Below are 19708 nucleotides of genomic sequence, written 5' to 3' on the forward strand. Positions count from 1 at the left end.
GTCCCTCAAAACTCAATCCTATCCCGCACTCCACCGCTTTCTCATACAAATAATTCGCAACGATAATATCTACTACAGCCAAACCAACTGATTTGAAAATAGTAATCTCTTCGTCTAGGGGTAGCGTCCTATCTCCATCAACTTAAAAATTTAATAGTGTCCTCAAAACGAAATTTTGTGTTAACTTGTAACAAAAAAAAAGAGGAGTCATCTCCTCTTAATAAATAAACACTATTTAATTTGTTCCTTATACTCATGGTTAACAAGTACATACCATTTTCCTGTATCAAATTTTTCTTTATTAATCACGTAAACTTTATTTTGTCTCTTTACCTCCCCTGGTTTTAATTCCTTAGTAATAGTAGAGGTCTCACCTTTTTCAACCTCATAACTACTAGCTGCCCACACATCACTTTGGTAAGCATTATCATTTTCATCCACTAAATCCACTGATGGTAAAACGGCTAATTTCATCGATTCGTTTGTGATGTTTTTCCCTTCTACTTCTAAAACAATAAAGACATGTCCATTTTCAGGTTCTTGGATTCCTATACTTTCTTTACCAACCTTATCTCTTTCTACAATTCTTTTTACAGTTACATCAAATTTAGGTGTATGAAAATCCTTGTTTACAGCATACTCTTTTTCTTTTACCTTTGATTTCTCTTTTGTTTGTTCTGTATTTTTCTGCTTTGCATTCTCTTTCGGTTTCGCCTCATCAGTTGTTTGCACTTTCTTTTCTTCTTGTTTAGAATTGGTTTCTTTAGATTCTGAAGAAGTTTTGTCGGATGTATTGCCACAACCAGATAAATTGAATACTAAAGCGCCCCCTAAAATACATGTAGTAAATTTTTTCAACATCTCTTTTTATCCCCCAATAACAYGATATATAAATTCCTTACTTATCATAGCAAAAAATACAATCTTAAATTGTTGTATTTTGTCGAATGATTAAGAATAATCAATCGTTTTTATTGCATATAAAAAACATGATCTTGATGTAGTACCAAGATCATGTTTTACGTTGATGTTATTTATAAAATACTTTATCCACATTATACTTCGCTTGAAATTCGTTAATCATATATGTTTCGTAAATTTCTCTTTCCATCGGATCTTCTACAATACATACATCAATACAATACACTTCATCACGATGATTTTTAATTGGTGATACATTATCTTCAAAATGCTTTTTAATACGTTGTCTTACTTTACGTGCTTTCCCAACAAAAAGAAGTTCCTCATTAAAATCATAGTTAAAAAATAAGGGGAATTATATGATAGGAGATGCAAATATAGACAGTCGCTGACCATTAGTCTACAACTAATCCCACACCCCCACACAAAAGAAAAAAGCACCAGGTCCCCCCGATGCTTTCCCCCCTAAAACAAATGACAAGCCACCTCATGCCCCTTCGCAATCTCAACCATCTTCGGTACTTCCTGTGCGCATTTTTCAGTGGCGAATTTGCAGCGCGTTCTGAATTTGCAGCCGGATGGTGAGTTTAGTGGGCTTGGTACTTCTCCCTCTAGGATGATCCGTTCTTTGCCTGTGTTTGTTGGATCTGGTTCTGGCATGGATGAGAGTAGTGCTTGTGTGTATGGATGTGCCGGTTTTGTGTATAGGTCTTCGCTGTCGGCAATTTCTACTATGTTTCCTAAGTACATGACTCCGATTCTATCTGATATGTGTCTTACCATGGATAGATCATGTGCGATGAATAAGTATGTGACGCCCGTTTCTTCTTGAATATCTTGCAGCATGTTTACGACTTGTGCTTGGACTGATACATCTAGTGCTGAGATTGGTTCATCACATAGGATAAAGTCCGGTTTTACAGATAGTGCGCGCGCGATGCTGATACGCTGTCTTTGTCCTCCGCTAAATTCGTGCGGGTAGCGATATAGGTGTTCTTCTTTTAGTCCTACTTTTTTGAGCAGGTCTAGAATGATTTCTTTTCTTTCTTCGGCTGTGTAAGAGCCATGAATGTTCATCGGTTCGCTAATAATTTGGAATACGTTCATTGTCGGGTTTAATGATGCGTATGGGTCTTGGAAAATGATTTGCATTCGTTTTCTGTATTCTTTTAGTTCACTTTCCTTTAGATCCGCGATATCTTTTCCGTCAAATAGGATGTTACCTGACGTTACATCGTGTAAACGAATGATACTTCTTCCTGTCGTTGATTTCCCGCAGCCTGATTCTCCTACTAGTCCGAATGTTTCACCCTTTTTAATTGTGAAGCTTAGGTCATCRACTGCTTTTAATTGCTCTGTTTTTCTGCYGAATAGTCCTTTTTTAATAGGAAAATACTTTTTTAAGTTCCGWACTTCAATTAAGTTTAGAGTTTAATAACCCTTTCGTGTATGGATGATTCGGCGATTGAAAAATATCAAGTACATGTCCTTCTTCCATAATAAGCCCGCCGTACATAACGATGACGCGTGTACAGTTTTGCGCAACAATTCCAAGATCATGTGTAATAAGAAGTAACGACATATTCGTTTCGTTTTTTAAGTTTTTCATTAAATCTAGTATTTGTGCTTGTATCGTTACATCAAGYGCWGTCGTCGGTTCATCCGCAATGAGAAGGTCTGGGTTACAAGACATTGCCATTGCGATCATAACCCGCTGCTTCATACCGCCGCTTAGTTCATGCGGATATTGTTTTACCCTTTCTTCCGGTGAAGAAAGACCGACTTGTTTTAGTAAGTTGACCGCGATATTTTGTGCTTCTTTCTTTTTCACCTTTTGATGGCGCACAATTACTTCTGTCATCTGTTTTCCAATTTTCACAACCGGATTTAGTGCCGACATTGGATCTTGGGATATGAGTGAAATTTGATTTCCTCTAATAGAGCGTAATTCTTTCTCCGATTTAGAAAGCACGTTTTCATTTTGAAAAAGAATCTCTCCTTCTTTCACTTTCCCTGGCGACGTAACGAGAGCCATAACCGATTTCGCCATAACGCTCTTTCCGCTTCCCGATTCGCCAACAATCCCAACGACTTCACCCTTTTTCAAGCTAAATGAAACGCCGCGAACCGCTTCTACTTCGCCGTCTTCTATGAAAAAAGAAGTCTTTAAGTTTTTCACTTCTAATAGTTTTTCAGACACGCTTTTCACTCCCCCTCACTTAAAGCATTAGTTCTCATGATGAGCCCCTTTTGGCGCGAAAGCTTTTTTCAACGCTTCACCGATTACGTTAAAACTTAGTACTGTTAATAAAATAAGGAACCCTGGGAAGAGTGTTAAATACCAAGCTTCACCTATGTATCCTTGCGCATTATTTAGCATGCTGCCCCAAGAAGAATCTGGTTCTCTAATACCTAATCCTAAGAAGCTAAGTGATGATTCCATTAAAATCGATGTCGCAATCGTTAATGTCGCTGCGATTATAATCGTCGATAAAATGTTAGGAATGATATGTCTTACAATAATCATAAGTGACTTTTGTCCCGACACTTTTGCGTATAAAACGTACTCACGCTCTTTTACAGATAACGTTTCTGCCCTTACAATGCGGGCGGTGTCCATCCATGTTAGTAATCCGATAATAAGAACAAGCGTTGTAATTCCTGGTTTTAAGTAAGCATTTAATAGTAGCATTAAAAAGAATGATGGAATCGACATAAGAACTTCAACAATTCGCATTAAGAAGTTGTCTAACTTTCCGCCAAAATATCCACTAATTGTTCCTACTGCGGTYCCGATTGTAATGGAAACAACCATCGCTAGAAAACCAACAGCAAGGGAAACTCGTCCGCCATATAACGCTCTCGTTAARTAATCCCTTCCGTAATCRTCTGTGCCGAAMGGATGACTYAWACTCGGTTCTTGTAAACGATCTGGAATCGACATTTTGCTAGGATCGTACGGTGATATGAATGCGAAAAGAGACGCGATTGTTAAAACACCCAGTATAATAACTCCCATTACTACAAACTTATTTTTTGTAAAACTATTTTTTATCGTTTGAAATCTCCTATTGTTCATTCCAAATCACCCCCTCATTCGAATGCGTGGATCTACTACGCCATATAACATATCAGCAATTAAATTACCGAGAATTAACATGAACGATGATAATAATGTGATTGCCATAATAAWCGGATAATCAAATCTAAAAATAGCATTTACCCCGAGTGAACCAAGTCCCGGCCATGAGAATACTGTTTCCGTAATGAACGCTCCGCCTACTAAACTTGGAATGGATAATCCGAAGATTGTAATGATCGGTATTAATACGTTTCGAAGTACGTGATTAAATAAAACTGTTTTCTGTGAAGCACCGTACGCATATTGAATTTGTACGTAATCTTCCTCTAATTGCTGAATTGTACTTGAGCGAATATATCTCATATAGACAGAGATGTTTTGGAACGCTAGCACCATGCAAGGTAAAATACCGTGCTGGACAATATCCCAGAAGGAATCTTGACCGACTGTGCGCATACCCATACTCGGAAGCATGCTCAATTTTAAAGAGAATAAATAGATTAATAGTAACGCGAACCAAAAGACTGGCATTGAGATTCCCACATAGGAGATGAAGTTCACAATGCGGTCAAAGAACGAGTTCTTTTTCACACCTGTAAATAATCCAAGCGGTATTGCGATTACAAATGAGACGAGTAAAGATGATCCCATTAACCCGATTGTTGCGGGTAATCTTTCTGTAATAAGTTCTAAAACAGGACGATGGTTTTGAAGTGAGTATCCAAAATTCCCTGTTAAAATATTTTTTAACCATAAAAAATATTGCACGTAAATCGGCTGATCTAGTCCTAAACTTTTGCGAATACGCTCGACATCAATTGGACTCATATTCGGCGTTACAAAGTTTCGAACGGGATCGCCCGGCGCTAGTTTTATTAATAGAAAAGAAATAATAGAAATAACAAATAAAAGCGGAATCGCATTTAAAAGCCTCTTTGCAATTACTTTATACACAAACTTCCCCCCTCAAGATAAAGTGAAACTTTAATCAGTGGGACTTCCACCTAACTTCCTCGCATTCGCCAAGTTTTGAGGTGGGAGTCTTACTGCCCATTAAAGCGGGATAAAGAAGCTGATTTTCACCAGCTTCTTTACAGTTTCTTATTTCACTTCATAAATCTTTGATAGATCTTCAAACATTGTAACTGGAATTGCTTTTGCTTCTTTTAATCCATCAAACTTTTTATCTACTGCAATAACTGCTTTCGGATATGCGATTGGAAGATAAGGTAAGTCTTCTCTCGCTGTATCTTGAATTTTATGGTATAGCTCTGCACGTTTCGTTTTATCTGTTTCAACCGCAGCTTCTTCCCATAATTTATCGAAGTCAGCATTTTTATAACGTGCATAATTGTATTCAGCATTACTTAAGTACAGACTCTTATATGAATCAGGCTCTGGTCCCATTATGTAACCACCAAATGTAATGTCATATTCTTTATTCTCTTTATCTAAGCCTTTTTCACTTGCCGCACTAGCATCTAATGCATTTAGTTCAACTTGTAAGCCAACTTCTTGTAATTTTTGCTGTGTATAAAGTGCTAGACTTTCCATGATTTTATTATTCGTTACATACATAACGCGTATTTTTTCTTTATCTTTTACACCAGCTTTTGCTAATAAATCTTTCGCTTCTTTTTGATCATACTTATACTCTTTAATATCTTTCGCATAATACATAGCGTCTGGTGTTAAGATTGAATTTGCTGGTTCTGCAAATTGACTAGAAACGAACGCTGAATTAATCATTTCTTTCTTATCTAATGCATGCGCAATTGCTTGGCGCACTTCTTTTTTCTTCATAAGGTCTGTATTAAAGTTATAAGCTAAGTAGAATAATCTACCTTCAGGGAATGTCACCATTGAGAAGTTCCCCGTGCTATCTAATTTCTTAAAGTCTTGCGGTTCAATCATCTTCATATTGATTTGGCCATTTTGTAGTGAAACGTTTGCCGTATTACGGTCTTTTACAACGCGGTACACGACAGAATCTAATTTCGCTTTACCAGCAAAATAATCATCGAATCGCTCTAACGCAACATATTCATCTGATTTAAACTCTTTTAACTTAAATGGACCTGATCCTACAGGTTGTAGGTTTTTCTTACTCTTCACTAAATCTGCTTCACCTTCAAATACATGTTTCGGAATTGGGAAGAAGTCGTTCATAACCCCTTCGAAAGATGCACTTACTTGTGGTAATACAAATTGAGTCGTTAGCTCATCCACTTTTTTCACCTCAAGCGGCTTTCCTTTAAAAATAAAGTTTTCACGGCTTGAACTATTTTGCTTCTCATCTAGAATAGATTTGAATGTAAATACAATATCATCTGATGTAATTTTCTTACCATCATGCCATTTCAAATTATCCTTTAATTTTAAAGTCCATGTTAATTGATCCTCTGAAGGCGTAAAGCTCTCAGCAAGAACAAACTTTTTCTTACCGTCTTCCATATGATACAGCGGTGCATATAAAGCTTGCTGTATCGTTAATGACACTCGATCATTTGCATAAAGCGGGTTCATCGTATCTGGATTATCACTAACACCAACCGTTAACGTTCCTCCATCTTTCGGAGTCCCTGATTTACTAGTTCCTGCTTGCTTCGAAGAATCTTTCTCCCCTGAGCAAGCCGCTAATGCAATAAGTAATAGTAGGACAAATGGTAATGCAAACAACTTCTTCTTCATATTTCGACCCCTCTCGACTATTTACACCTATAAGAAAACTCGGAATTAATACCGAGTTTTCTTATAGGTTTTAAATTACCACTACCCGTATGTATTGTCAAACTTTTTAGCAAAGATAGACAGTTTGAAATCTATTAATGAATTCTTGCGATAAACTATATTTATGCGGGGAGTAAAATAAAAAGACCACCCAAAGGCAGCCTCACAACTTAATCATAGTACCCACTCCGCGCTCCACCGCTTTTTCATACAAATACTTCGCAACGATAATATCCACTACCGCCAAACCTACTGATTTGAAAATAGTAATCTCTTCATCGTTCTCCCTACCAGCTTTTTCYCYRCTTATAATYTGACCAAGTTCGGCGTGRAKRTCGYTYGCTTYAAATARWCCTTCTTTTATCGGAACTTGRAGGTCACCYGTTTCTTCTARTGCTGCTTCTTTTGATTCGACTACTACTTTGTTTGCKTTAGCGATGGYGTGRGATGGTAGTTCTTGCATGCTCGGTCTAAATGARCCRACGGCGTTTATGTGGACGCCTTTTTGTAGTTTTTCTGAGAAGACTGGTGTGGATGCRTTCGTWGTTGTGACGATGATGTCCGCTTCGCTTATTGCTTCATTTGGATCCCTGTAGACGTAAGCTGGTTTGTTAAATGTCTCCTGGATATATTGCGCGAATGCATACGCTTTTTCTTCYGTTCGGTTRTATARRATKACTTTTTCGATRTCTCTAACYRCRARTACAGCTTCTGCAATTCCTTTCGCTTGTTCACCTGTTCCGATAATGCATAAGTTTTTTGCGTTATGACGAGCTAAATGTTTTGTCGCTACTCCTGATAAGGCTCCTGTTCGAATCATCGTTAAGTACGATCCTTCTAAAAGTGCGAGTGGTTCTCCCGTTTGAAAGTCTGATAGCATAACGATCCCGTTTATCGTTTTCTTTCCTATCTTTTTATTATGTGGAGCTACCGTTACTACTTTTAAACCGAGCGCTTCGAGTCCTTCCGCTACTGAAGGCATAATTAATGCGGTATTTTGCTCGTTCGCAAATGGTAATGAGCCGCGAATTGGTGTGATCGTTCTTTCTGCGGAAAACTCTTTTAAAGCAAGCGCCRCGTATTCAATGATTTCGTTCATATTTACTAAGTTCCTTTGTTCGTTCGCGCTTATGACTAGCATATTTGTTCACCCTTTTCTAAATTCTTCTCTTCACTAGATGCAATATTTTCGTTTACGACCTGTGCTCCTACTAAATCACCCGTAATATTTACAACTGTGTGGCCCATGTCAACGAGCGGAGAAACAGCTGCGATGATCGGGATAATTGTTAGCGGGAGCCCTAGTGTAGAAAGTAAAATGGTCGCAGTAATAACGTCCGCACCTTTTACTCCTGCGCAGCCCGCCGCAAGGACAATTCCTAAAAATACAGTTTGCATAATAAGCCCAAATGTAATCGGAATTCCATATACATTTAATGCGAAGACCGCTAAAACACCGAGCGCCGCTGATAGTCCGTTCATATTAACAGTGGCTCCAAGCGGAATGGTGAAACCAGCTACCGATTCAGGGATACGAAGTCTTTTTTGCGCAACTTCCATCGTTACCGGAAGCGTTGCGCTGCTTGATGTTGTACTAGCAGCTACGAGCATAGCTGGACTCACTTGTTTGTAGAAGTGAAGTGGACTTATCTTTCCGAAAATTTTCAGTACAATTGGGTACATGATAAATACAATGAGTAGCAATGATAAATAATCAGCTACTACATAGCTAACGACCGCAGTAAGCATGTTTGCTCCAAATGTGCCAACTACATGAGCAATTAACGCCATAATTCCGTACGGAGCAAATCCAATAATGATTTCTGCAATTTTAATCATTATTTTTGATCCTTCATGAACTAATTTACGAGTTCCTTTCGCTTGATCACCAAGAAGAATAAGTGCCATGCCGACAAAAATAGCAAAAATAATAATTTGAAGCATGCTCGTTTCTGCAGCTGCTTGAATGACGTTAGAAGGAAACCATTGCACGATATTATCTATAAAACTAAATTCCTCTTCTTTAAAGTTCTGCCCATTCGCAAGAAGACCTTCTACTCCTTTACCAGGATTGATAATATAAGCAATTACTACGCCAATACTTGTCGCTAATACAGCTGTCATAAGCATTACCCCAATAAAAATCCTTGCTTTAACGGATCTCTCGGATCCATTACAAACTGATGGAACCCTGTAATAAACGCATTCCCCGTTACTTTCGGAACGACAGCTTCATATGTATCTACTTCTGTTACCGACAATACTTCTCCCTCGAATTTCCCGTCAGTAATGCATTCGTGAACGAAAATCTCACCCTTTTGTAAGGCATCTTTTTCAAAAAGAGTTGCGATTCTTGCGGAAGTTCCTGTGCCGCAAGGAGAACGGTCTACTTGCCCATCAGCRAAGATCGTTACATTTCGTAAAGTAGCGTCTTTTCCTTTCGGTTCATCTGAGAAAATAACTCCGTATATTCCTTTTAAATCTTCTTCAAGTGGATGTTTTACTTCCATTTGACTTTCAATGTAGTGTTTAATTTTACCGCCCCACGTTTGAATTGCAGCTAAATCTTTGAAATCGACTTTCAAACCAAACTCTTTACTATCCACTACAGCGTAGAATGCTCCGCCAAACGCGATATCTACTTGAAATTCATAGTCATCTATTTTGATAGGAACATCTTTTTTGTATACGAACGAAGGAACGTTTTCAAATGATACTGACTCTACTTCGCTCCCGTTAAATTTTGCATACGCAATGACTTCCCCAGCAGGGCTATCAATAATGAATCTTTGTTTTTCACCTGTCACTTCAAACATACCTGTTTCAATTCCAACTGTAATAACAGCAATAATYCCGTGACCACACATCGTACTCCAGCCTTCATTGTGCATAAATAACACGCCAAAATCAGCATGAGGACTTGCGGGCGGTGTAATGATACAACCGTACATTCCGTGATGGCCTCTCGGTTCATACATAAGAAYYTCRCGAAGATGATCCAAATGTTCYATRCAGTATGCGCGTCTTTCTARTTGYGTTTCTCCCTTWATYTCYGGWACTCCGCCCGTAATAATTCGAAGKGGTTCYCCAGCTACGTGAGCATCAATTGTYGTGTATATTTTACTAATCTTCATTTCTATCTCTCCCCTATATGTTGATACCATTTCCATTGCAAGTATCATGCCAAAGTGTAGAGCGTTAATTTGTTTACATTTTTCAGAAAAAGGTGTATCCTTTTGGCAACAAATCTGTATACCACTGTCTACTTTTTTATAAAGCGAAACTTTAACTAGTCCACTTCAATCAGGCTAATCTCCCGCTGGATTTTGAGGTGGCACAAATCTCCGGAGGCCATGTTATGAAACAATTCGATAACTTTGCAGTTCCAACGTTGCACACACTCCTCTCTTACGTGGAAGAAGCGATTTCTATCGTAAATACGAAGGGCGTTATGTTGTACTGGAATGAGGCAGCAGAAAAAATGTATGACATTAAGAAAGAAAATATTATCGGTAGAAATGTGCAAGAGTTTTTTTCAAAGGAAGATATTATGAATTTAAAAGTTCTTGAGAGCGGGCAACCGGTCCGGGATATTTATCATCTTCCTCGGCCAGATAAGCACGTATTAATTAGTACGACTCCTATTTATGACGAAAGCAATGAATTAATTGGTTCTATGTCTGTAGAAAGAGATATTACCGTAACGATTAAGTTAAATGAAAAACTATCCTCCACTTCTGAAGAATTACAGCAATTAAAGCAAATGATTCAACATCAGCAAGATGACCCCTTCAGCACGATTAAAGGAAATAACGCAACACTTCAGCACATTATCCACAACATGAAAAAGGTAGCAAAAACAGATGCGACGATTTTAATTACAGGCGAAAGCGGTGTTGGAAAGGAACTCTTTGCTCAGGCCATTCATGAAGCGAGCCCTAGAAGCAAGCAACCTTTTATCCCAATTAATTGCGGCGCTATTCCTGCCGCTCTATTTGAAAGTGAATTATTCGGTTATGAATCTGGTGCATATACTGGTGCCGCTAAAGGCGGAAAAGCAGGAAAGTTGGAATTAGCAAATGGTGGTACTCTATTTTTAGATGAAGTGGGAGAACTACCGCTTGATATGCAAGTGAAACTACTTCGCGCTTTACAAGAAAAAGAGATTTACCGAATTGGGGGGCAAACACCGAAAAAAATAAGCGTAAGAATTATCGCCGCAACGAATCGTATTTTAGAAGATATGGTGCTCAGCGGGACATTTCGATCTGATTTGTTTTATAGATTAAATGTATTCACGGCGCACATCCCGCCGCTGCGAGAGCGAACAGACGATATTTCCTTTTTAACTCATCATTTCTTAAAGGAATTTTCTTTTAAATATAACAAGCCCGCTCCATTCGTTCATCAAGAAGCGATGAATAGGCTACATACATATTTTTGGCCGGGTAATATTCGCGAACTGCGCAATATAATAGAAAGATTAATTGTCCTTCATGACGGGAAAGAAATACGGGAAGCAAATATTTTGCAACTATTGCCTTCGCAAAAATCTGTCTATCATACAGAGCGCTCACTTACTGACGAGAAAAAGAACTTAGAGAAAACTAGAATTATACAAGCCCTCGAAGACACGTACGGAAACAAAAGTATCGCAGCGAAAAAATTAGGCATGTCTCGTGCTAACTTATATAAGAAGCTGAAGAAGTATGGGATTAGTTACGAAGTAGAAATTTAATCAGTGTGGGGACCTACAACCGGCCCACCCGAGGACACTCGGGCATCCAAAACTAAAAAAAATCCCCCGAAACCTCGGGGGACCCATTATACATCAAACCCTAACCGCCACCACATCCGGCACTTGCTTAGCAATCTCCTCACCAATCTTTATACTAGCCGTTGCCGCTGGAGATGGTGCATTGCAAATATGCAGGGAATTGATGCCAGGGATAATGCAGAAGTCATCAACCATATTTCCGTTTGATAAAATGGCTTGTGCCCTTACTCCTGCATGGGTTGGCACGATATCTTTCTCTGTAAGCTCTGGTATTAAGCGCTGTAAGCTTTTTAAAAATGATTGTTTACTAAATGAGCGCACCATTTCTTTTATGCCTTCTTTCATATTTGGYATCGCCATTTTCCAAAAGCCTGTGTATGTCATTGTTTCCATGAAGTCTTTCATATCAAAGTCCGTTTTYGTATAACCTTCGCGCTTAAAGCTTACTACTGCGTTTGGTCCTGCATGTACATCCCCGTTTATCATTCTTGTGAAATGAACACCTAAAAACGGGAATTCTGGGTTTGGAACTGGATAAATTAAATGTTTGACGAGATTGCGTTTTTCTGGGACAAGTTCGTAATATTCACCGCGGAACGGAACAATTTTCATATCCGTTAATATGCCTGTCTTTTTCGCAATACGATCGCTATGTAAGCCGGCGCAGTTAATGAGAAATTTCGTTGATTTGTCTCAATTGTTACRGCGTCTTTCTTCTCAGTAATACGCTCCGCTGTTGTTCCTAAATGTACTTCTCCCCCGCTTTCTTGAATCAAACGGGCAAATGCATAACTTACTCCTTTATAATCAGCAATTCCGCAAGAAGGAACACGGATTGCGCCAAGTCCTTTTACATGCGGTTCAATTTCAGCTAATTCTTCCTTATCTATTTCCAGAATATGTAAATCGTTTTGTAAGCCCCTTTCATATAAGTTATGTAAAAGAGGAAGTTCGTCCTTTTCTGTAGCGACAATTACTTTCCCGCACATGTCATAAGCGATGTCATTTTCTTTACAAAATTGAACCATAGCTGCATTTCCTTCTTTGGCAAACTTCGCTTTATAACTCCCTGGTTTATAATAAATTCCAGAATGAATTACTCCGCTATTATGTCCAGTTTGATGATGTGCAAGTTCCTTTTCTTTTTCAATGATCGCGATTTTCGCACGAGGGAATTTTTTCGTTAAAGCCATTCCCGTTGAAAGGCCAACAATTCCTCCGCCAATAATTATAAAGTCATACATCCTACTTCCCCCTTAATATGATGAAAGGCAGGCCTTTTTTAAGACCCGCCATACAAACTTATTTAGAAAAACAACCACGTTGACGCATTAGTTCTCTATATAAATCTTTATTTTTTTCAAATGCAGCTCTTCCGTGCATCCAAAATAAGTTGTTTAAAAGAACTAAGTCACCAATTGGTAATTTCAATGCATGTGTTGCTGGTGAGTTTTCAACAGAATATGATAAGTCTTTCAAATAGTTTGCTTGTTCAATATTATCTGGATAGGCAAACTGATCAATAAAACAAATACATGGTGCGTTATTCACATCAAAAAACGTTTCACGATAGACGATTTCTTGCGCATTTTTACTTGGTGGTGCTTTATACGTAACCTTAACAGATGCGAGCGAATGATTTCTAAATTTCTGAAGATCTTCCCAATCGTCTAAATGTAGTAAACGGGATTCTCCTCCTACTGCATTTTGCTCTTCAATTTTCATCATAAGAAGCCAATCTGTCGGCTCATCAACGAATGTACCGTCCGTATGCAGTGTAAACAATCGGTACGCTTGACGAAGGTAAGAATCACTACTATCCGTATCTTTCACATTAAATCTAGCATAGTACGTTCCTGTCATTGCATCAAAGTTTGGCTCCCCAATTAAATGTGTTAATGCTGTTGCAAATTTCACGTAGTCTGCTGGATCTGACGTTTCACCTTGCACCCCAATTGTAAATCCGCCCGTTTCACGGTCATGAACAATGCCGCGAATGTTATCCATAAATGATTGCCCAAAAATCTTTCTCATTCCATCCGCAAGATTAAACCGAGAATAAGGAATGTATTGTAATGACTGCTCTGAATGCTCTTTTACCTCTTTAAAAAACTGCTTAAGCAATTGCTGATTTAACACAATATGGTATAAACGCTTATGCTCTGGATGAGGAGCAATTTCATACCCCTCATATTTCTTTGCAAATTTCATCTTCGTACTTTGTTCTGTAATAATCGACATTTCAATTCCTCCCTAATTTAAATATGAAGAACGTATTGGCGTTTTTTACAGACAGTTATCCTTATCTTCTTATGCTGAGATTCGGTCTTACTGCCCTAACATCGAAAAAGCCAGTCATACGCATCCACGACATAAAATCGTAGAAACGTACAACTGGCTCATAATTACGAGTGTTCTTTAATCTCTTAAAGTACAATAATAATAGACAGTTTGTRTGAAAATATTTATGAAACAGGAAAGCAAGATCGAATATAGAGAAGGCTAATTTCTCATATGGACCTCGTTAATTAAACAATAATTCAAAATATTCTAACTGTCAATTCGTTTTTTATTATTTTCTCTACATACTTTATACATTTTAAAAATCCCCTTACTTTCTACGCACCCTCTTTTTTTCATCTCTTGTTTTACAACTTACACTTCATTTAACTTTTTCATAGTTCTTGCCTCCTCAATAAAATAAGCCAGTCGTATCTCTTTAAAAGAAATACAACTGGCTCTCGTTTATGGTTGTAAACTAGATAGTTTTTATGGTGTTGTTTCCTCGTACTCTCCTCTGGGCTGTTCATCATTTAAATAACTTACATATTGGCGATGTAAATCTTTCACCGCACTAACGATAGCATTTTGCGCTTTTCCTTGATAATGGTCCGTAATATCTTGAACGATTTCTTCAATACCATCTTGCAAACTATGTCCTCTCAACATTTGAGCGACGAAGTCTCTACCATGCTCTGTCGCAAGCGTACATGAYGCTTCAATAATGACRTGATATTTATGATCTGCCTCAATTGTAATYGTTARTGTYTCRTACATACTGCGAACAGCCATCCCTTTCGGAAGTCTCGAATGTCCTGCCATAAAAAAAGTCCCTTTACGCATATTTCATCCTCCATTACTATGTTAAGAGCCAGAAAAACAATGTACACATTTGCATTGAATTTTACTACCCTTATCCTTATAGCTCGTACTTCTGCTAAAGAAGCTCAAGTGGAAAGAATTTACTCTCTTCATTTTCAAACATAAATCCGGGCTTACAGCGAGGCTAATCACTGTCATCCGATAATAAGTTAATCATAATAAAAATAAACTGAATATTCAATATTAAACTCCGCGAATTTCATGAATAAACAAGAAAATTCTCTCGCCCAGGCACATATACTGTTCAAAAGAAARAAGGAAGTGRTCYMATGTATTACGGAACRAARGGCTGGTAYGTAGCTGARCTWAARAAATTAGGTGTTCGCTATCATGAAGGACRAAAACTAGAAAGTTACCGCGSACACGTATTACGCAATTTACTAATTGCACAACAAGAGAAGACGAAAGAAGAGTAATTTACTAACAAAACAACTCTCAAGATATATCGTCTATTCAACAAATCTCGTCAAATCTCCCATCTAAATTACCAACTAATCACACATTGATACAAACCAAAAAAAGGTCACCTACACAGGCATGCCATCAACTTAAGAATTCAGAATCACCACAAAATGAAAAAATAAGCTTTTTTGTCACAAGTGTAGCTTTGTAAAAAAGATTGATTAAAAACATCAAACCTCTATAGATTTCTTAGAGGTTTGATGTTTTCTCGTTGGATATTTATGTTAATCTAACGATAAACATTGTGAAGAAATGTACTTCAACTAACGGGGCAGGTTAGTTGAAGATTGCTTTGACCTTTGTTCAACAATTGGGCCATTTAGTTGAAGATCTCATCAAATAAGTAATGATATTTAAATGAATAATTCATTCTGATAAAGAACATTAAAAAACGTGATGATAAGGAGGCGATTGTATGGCAAATCATGTAGAAAATCTATATAACTATCATGTATGGGCAAATCAACGGATTATTGATCATCTTAAGACACTTTCTCCTGAGAAATATCAAAAGGAAATGAAAAGTGTCTTTTCTTCTGTTTCAAAGGTTTTATCTCATCTCTATTTGGTGGAATATGGATGGCTTCATACCCTTGAGGGTCAGAGTATGAATGAAGCAATGCAATCTTCATTTCAAATTCAAGAAAAGATTGAGAAACTGCCCATTGAAGACTTAGAAACGGAATTTCACACTTTAACATCCCGGTTTAAAACCTTTTTGAACAGACAGGAAGATATGGAAAAGAGAATAATGTTGGATAATCCATGGGCAGGATTAAGAGAAACAAGTATATCTGAAATGGTCTTACACGTTGTGAATCATGGAACCTATCATAGAGGGAATATTTCAGCTATGTTACATCAGTTGGGTGATTCTTCAGTTATGACTGATTATGCTTTTTATTGGTATTCTTGAAATGTTATTCATTAAGGCTCAGTAAAATAAGCAAACTTTTTTATAAAAATCTCATACTTAGCTAAAAAGGGTAACTCCATTTTGATCAATCTTTATTCAAAATGGAGTTTTTGTATTTGTTGTTAAATAAAAAAGGATAATCAGCCTCATAATGGACTAACTATCCTGTAATTTATTAATTTAATAAACGGGTGACCTTTCCTATTCACAAACAAGAATTTGTCTAGAAAATGATCCTTTTCTTGTGATACAGCGATCTGCAATTTCAAATCCTGCTTCATGGATCATGTCGTCCATTGTTTCCATCGTGACAACGACTACCTTTTTAGCGATGCGGCGCGCGCTTGAAAGAATGGAGAACTGRTCTTCTGGTGTTGCRTGCGTAAATARGTCGTACGGCATATCGATAATTGCRACGTCGTAGTTCTCAGTAATTTCYTCRATTGGACCTTTTGTTACTGTTCCTTCAAACCCGAAATGTGCRATGTTTTTTCTCGTTCCAAGCACCACAAGTGGATTTATATCTCTACCAACGATGTTAATTCCCATAGAAAGTGCTTCTACTACTACTGTTCCAATTCCGCAGCACGGGTCAATCGCTCGTACTCCCTCCGGGTTTGGTACAGCGATATTTGCGACAGCTCTAGCAACACGTGTGCTCAGTGATGTCGAATAGCTATGCGGTTTTTTTATGTGATGATACCAAACTGGATCACTTTCTACATAGTGTCCGAAGTACCAGCGTCCTCCAAGAGGAACAATTCCGAATACACGCTCTGGATTACGAACATCCGCTTCTCCTTCAATATGCATACCGAGGTCTCGTTCAATAAGGCGTCTTTCTCCATATTCAATTTTATTTTCTTTACCAAGATCATTGATTTTAACGAAGATAACTTTGAATGTCGCTCCCGCTAAATCAATTTGTTCCACTTGTTTTAAAATGCTTTCTAAGTCGTCCCCTTCATACATAACCTCGACGCGCTCTTTAATAAACGGACTTCTACTCGGAGCAATCTTGACTTCACTTTTTAAAATATTAACGTGAGACTCCATTCCAAAGAACGAGCGCATTTCCAAGTAACATAAAGCACGCTCCTCTTCGCGAAATGCATACGTATATATACATGCAGGTGTTTTACTATGATTACTCAATCTATTATCATCCTTTATCGTTTAAAATTGTTATGATCAAAATTACTCAAATACTTTTTTCATATAAAATTAAATGATATCATATGCCCGAAATAAAGAGAAACCTTTATAATTTGTTTTATAAATAAAAAGAGACTGCCTATGGCAATCTCTTTTATTCATTAACGGAAAGAAGATACGTTGTTACCCATTGCTTCGTAGTAATCTAAAATACCTTGATAAATAGCTTCTGCTGCACTTTGTCTCTGTTCTGGTGTAGCAATTTTATCTGCATCGCTTTTATTATCTACAAATGCTAATTCTGCTAATACAGCTGGCATCGTATTTTCTCTAATTACATATAAATCGCCTTTCTTCACACCGCGATCTTTTGTTCCAAGTGCATCTACAAGACGCTCTTGAATTTTCTCTGCTAATAAACGACTTTCTGACAMATTCGGGTTTGTCCCTCTTGCTGTCGCTGATTCATAGTAGAATGTTTCTGTACCTTGTCCTTGTTTACTATCCGTACCATTACCATGAATACTTATAAAAATATCACCTTTATTTGCCTGAGCAAATTCTACACGTTTTTGTAAAGACTCAGCTGCAGTGTTTCCTGGACGTGTATCATTCTCACGAGTTAACAACACAGTAAACGGTGTCTTTTTCTCAAATATTTTCTGTAATCGTAATGATACATCTAATACGGTTTTACTTTCTTTCTCATAATAACCAGGGTTCCCCGAATCAATTCCMCCATGACCTGGATCAATAATAATCGCTTTACCTTCTAGGAAGTTACCTTGCTTCACTGGGTTTAATTGATTTTTATCCACCCATTGGAAWCCAGCYCCCATACGGATACGAATCCAGCTATCTTTYTCTTCAATAACAGTTACTTGTTGTGCTTTATGTGTGCCTGCCACTGTAGACGTATGTRAAGCTTCTTGATATGTAGTGAATTCTTGATTAATAGACTCTGTTTTTTCTTGTRATGGTGTCCAYTTCTCACCTTTACTTGTTACAACCTTYAACCAACCRTCCGCTCTTTGCTCTTTCACTTCAAGCATTTGTGGCTTATGTTGAGTGTCAGTAATACCAGATGATAACGATGCTTGATGATATGTAATAAAGTTTCTATTCATATACATTCTTTTCGATGTATTTGTTTTATTCTTATCTGCCTTCGCGATGAACTGAGCTGCTTCAGCACGASTTACAGTACCGTCAGGATTCCAGCCATTTCCTGTACCYATTGAAATCTCTAAAGCTACTAAAATATTAGCTTGTTTCTTACCCCAATGAGGTTCCAAATCTTTAAACTGTGTTGGAAGTTCTCCAATAATTTTCTTATCTAATGAATATGCTTGTACAAGCATAGATGCCATTGATGCACGGTTAATTTGGCTTGATGGATTGAATTTCCCAGTACCATCTCCATTAATTACACCTGCTTTTTCTACCGCAGCAATATATGGTGCTGCCCAATGATCTTGCGAATCTTTAAAAGATGGTTTCGCTTTTGGATCAATTGGTAAGCCAAGAACTGCTGCTAATATTTTTGCAGCTGATCCTTTATCTACTGCTTCAGATGGAGAAAACGTTCCATCTGGTTTTCCATCAAGCGCTTTTTTCCCTACTAAATAGTCAACCGATTCCTGCGCCCATGTAGGAACATCCGAAAACTTCTTCGCTGCTGCGAAACTACTAACTGGAGATGATAATAAACTTGCGGCTAAAATACCAGCCGCGACTGCACGATACTTCATAAAAAATAATACTCCTCTCAAAAATCATTTATAATAACGCGTAATCTTAATATRCAAATCATAATAAATCCGAACAAAAAAAATTAGTGCGCCTCTATCATTYTATAATACTAGAATTCTGTAGTAAACCYACTTTCTTAATATTGTAMAATAAAATACAATTWAAGTAKTTTTTATRCACAAAAAAGTGGCTGATTCATAGAATCAACCACCCTCTCACTATTCTACTATCATTTCTGATAACACATATGCATAAACAAGCGCTTCTGTATGTGCAATCGAGCTTTCATGCGTACGCTCAAATGCGTGAGAAGAATCAATACCAGCTCCAATTAATGCATGTTTCACATCAAATCCAGCGCGAATCGCAGCTGATGCGTCTGATCCGTAGTATGGATAAATATCCACTTTATATTCAATAGCGTTCGCTTTCGCCAGTTCAACTAAATGCTTACGTAAAGCGTAATGGTATGGACCGCTAGAGTCTTTCGCACAAATGGATACTGTATATTCATCAGATGCTTGTCCATCACCTAACGCTCCCATATCAACTGCTAAATATTCTACCGTTTCYTCTGGAATATTTGAGTTTCCACCGTAYCCAATTTCTTCATTATTAGAAATTAARAAATGAGTTGTATACGGTAATGTTACCTTTTCATCTTGTAATCTTTTAATTAATTTTAATAGAATTGCAACACTTACTTTATCGTCTAAATGACGTGATTTTATGTATCCACTCTCTGTAATTT

At 37.6% G+C, this 19708-nt stretch carries 16 protein-coding genes and 4 pseudogenes; 3 read left to right on the plus strand and 17 right to left on the minus strand.

Annotated features, from left to right (window positions below; translation table 11 throughout):
- From AC1DJR_RS12350 to AC1DJR_RS12400, 11 genes and pseudogenes are all read right to left on the minus strand, one after another.
- Nucleotides 1-115 (minus strand): annotated as a pseudogene (locus AC1DJR_RS12350) (ornithine cyclodeaminase family protein); the annotation flags it as partial.
- Between the two features lie 116 nt (nt 116-231).
- Nucleotides 232-861, minus strand: coding sequence for a hypothetical protein (locus AC1DJR_RS12355; RefSeq protein WP_429687065.1), 630 nt, complete (start codon nt 859-861; stop codon nt 232-234).
- 169 nt (nt 862-1030) lie between these two features.
- Nucleotides 1031-1249, minus strand: a pseudogene (locus AC1DJR_RS12360) (GIY-YIG nuclease family protein); the annotation flags it as partial.
- A gap of 137 nt (nt 1250-1386) precedes the next feature.
- Entirely contained in the window at nt 1387-2340 is a 954-nt protein-coding gene (locus AC1DJR_RS12365) for an ABC transporter ATP-binding protein (protein WP_477002725.1), read from the minus strand.
- A gap of 7 nt (nt 2341-2347) precedes the next feature.
- Nucleotides 2348-3121: pseudogene (locus tag AC1DJR_RS12370) on the minus strand (ABC transporter ATP-binding protein); the annotation flags it as partial.
- A 27-nt stretch (nt 3122-3148) separates the two neighbouring features.
- Complete coding sequence (locus AC1DJR_RS12375; protein ID WP_477002716.1) at nt 3149-4000, minus strand: ABC transporter permease; 852 nt, start codon at nt 3998-4000, stop codon at nt 3149-3151.
- Nucleotides 4001-4006: 6 nt separating this feature from the next.
- Complete coding sequence (locus tag AC1DJR_RS12380; RefSeq protein ID WP_477002717.1) at nt 4007-4957, minus strand: ABC transporter permease; 951 nt, start codon at nt 4955-4957, stop codon at nt 4007-4009.
- Nucleotides 4958-5104: 147 nt separating this feature from the next.
- Complete coding sequence (locus AC1DJR_RS12385) at nt 5105-6694, minus strand: ABC transporter substrate-binding protein (protein ID WP_131246782.1); 1590 nt, start codon at nt 6692-6694, stop codon at nt 5105-5107.
- A gap of 202 nt (nt 6695-6896) precedes the next feature.
- Entirely contained in the window at nt 6897-7874 is a 978-nt protein-coding gene (locus AC1DJR_RS12390; protein ID WP_477002718.1) for an ornithine cyclodeaminase family protein, read from the minus strand.
- Nucleotides 7868-8857 carry a dicarboxylate/amino acid:cation symporter gene (locus AC1DJR_RS12395; RefSeq protein WP_477002719.1) on the minus strand — a complete coding sequence of 330 codons (990 nt, stop codon included), beginning with the start codon at nt 8855-8857 and terminating at the stop codon, nt 7868-7870. The genes AC1DJR_RS12390 and AC1DJR_RS12395 overlap by 7 nt, the downstream gene beginning before the upstream one ends.
- 5 nt (nt 8858-8862) lie before the next feature.
- On the minus strand, nt 8863-9915 hold the full coding sequence (locus tag AC1DJR_RS12400; RefSeq protein WP_477002720.1) for a proline racemase family protein: 1053 nt from the start codon (nt 9913-9915) through the stop codon (nt 8863-8865).
- A 176-nt stretch (nt 9916-10091) separates the two neighbouring features.
- Here AC1DJR_RS12400 and AC1DJR_RS12405 point away from each other — a divergent pair, with 176 nt between their 5' ends.
- A complete protein-coding gene (locus AC1DJR_RS12405) occupies nt 10092-11471 on the plus strand; it encodes a sigma-54 interaction domain-containing protein (protein WP_477002721.1) in 1380 nt (459 codons plus the stop codon).
- A 93-nt stretch (nt 11472-11564) separates the two neighbouring features.
- On the opposite strand, the pseudogene lhgO reads toward AC1DJR_RS12405, so the two are convergent.
- The 3 genes and pseudogenes from lhgO to AC1DJR_RS12420 form a co-directional block, all read right to left on the minus strand.
- Nucleotides 11565-12754 (minus strand): annotated as a pseudogene (lhgO, locus tag AC1DJR_RS12410) (L-2-hydroxyglutarate oxidase).
- A gap of 58 nt (nt 12755-12812) precedes the next feature.
- Entirely contained in the window at nt 12813-13751 is a 939-nt protein-coding gene (glaH, locus tag AC1DJR_RS12415) for a glutarate dioxygenase GlaH (protein WP_107887908.1), read from the minus strand.
- A 528-nt stretch (nt 13752-14279) separates the two neighbouring features.
- Complete coding sequence (locus AC1DJR_RS12420; RefSeq protein ID WP_001225455.1) at nt 14280-14633, minus strand: DUF3870 domain-containing protein; 354 nt, start codon at nt 14631-14633, stop codon at nt 14280-14282.
- A 308-nt stretch (nt 14634-14941) separates the two neighbouring features.
- Between AC1DJR_RS12420 and AC1DJR_RS12425 the strand changes: the two genes are divergently transcribed.
- Both AC1DJR_RS12425 and AC1DJR_RS12430 read left to right on the plus strand, forming a co-directional pair.
- Nucleotides 14942-15088, plus strand: a complete 147-nt coding sequence (locus AC1DJR_RS12425; RefSeq protein ID WP_477002722.1) for a YflJ family protein — start codon at nt 14942-14944, stop codon at nt 15086-15088.
- 461 nt (nt 15089-15549) lie between these two features.
- Nucleotides 15550-16050 (plus strand): DinB family protein, encoded by a 501-nt coding sequence (locus tag AC1DJR_RS12430; protein WP_001273686.1) that lies wholly within the window; start codon nt 15550-15552, stop codon nt 16048-16050.
- A 201-nt stretch (nt 16051-16251) separates the two neighbouring features.
- Here AC1DJR_RS12430 and AC1DJR_RS12435 read toward each other — a convergent pair whose 3' ends face one another.
- The 3 genes from AC1DJR_RS12435 to AC1DJR_RS12445 form a co-directional block, all read right to left on the minus strand.
- The gene (locus tag AC1DJR_RS12435; protein WP_410589131.1) at nt 16252-17205 is read right to left on the minus strand and encodes a TRM11 family SAM-dependent methyltransferase; all 954 of its coding nucleotides are present in this window, start codon (nt 17203-17205) and stop codon (nt 16252-16254) included.
- Nucleotides 17206-17366: 161 nt separating this feature from the next.
- Entirely contained in the window at nt 17367-18956 is a 1590-nt protein-coding gene (locus AC1DJR_RS12440) for an N-acetylmuramoyl-L-alanine amidase (RefSeq protein ID WP_477002723.1), read from the minus strand.
- 219 nt (nt 18957-19175) lie between these two features.
- Nucleotides 19176-19708, minus strand: a 533-nt coding sequence (locus AC1DJR_RS12445) for a M20/M25/M40 family metallo-hydrolase (protein WP_477002724.1), incomplete at its 5' end; no start/stop codon positions are given.

This window comes from Bacillus sp. 05T31 (assembly GCF_056396725.1).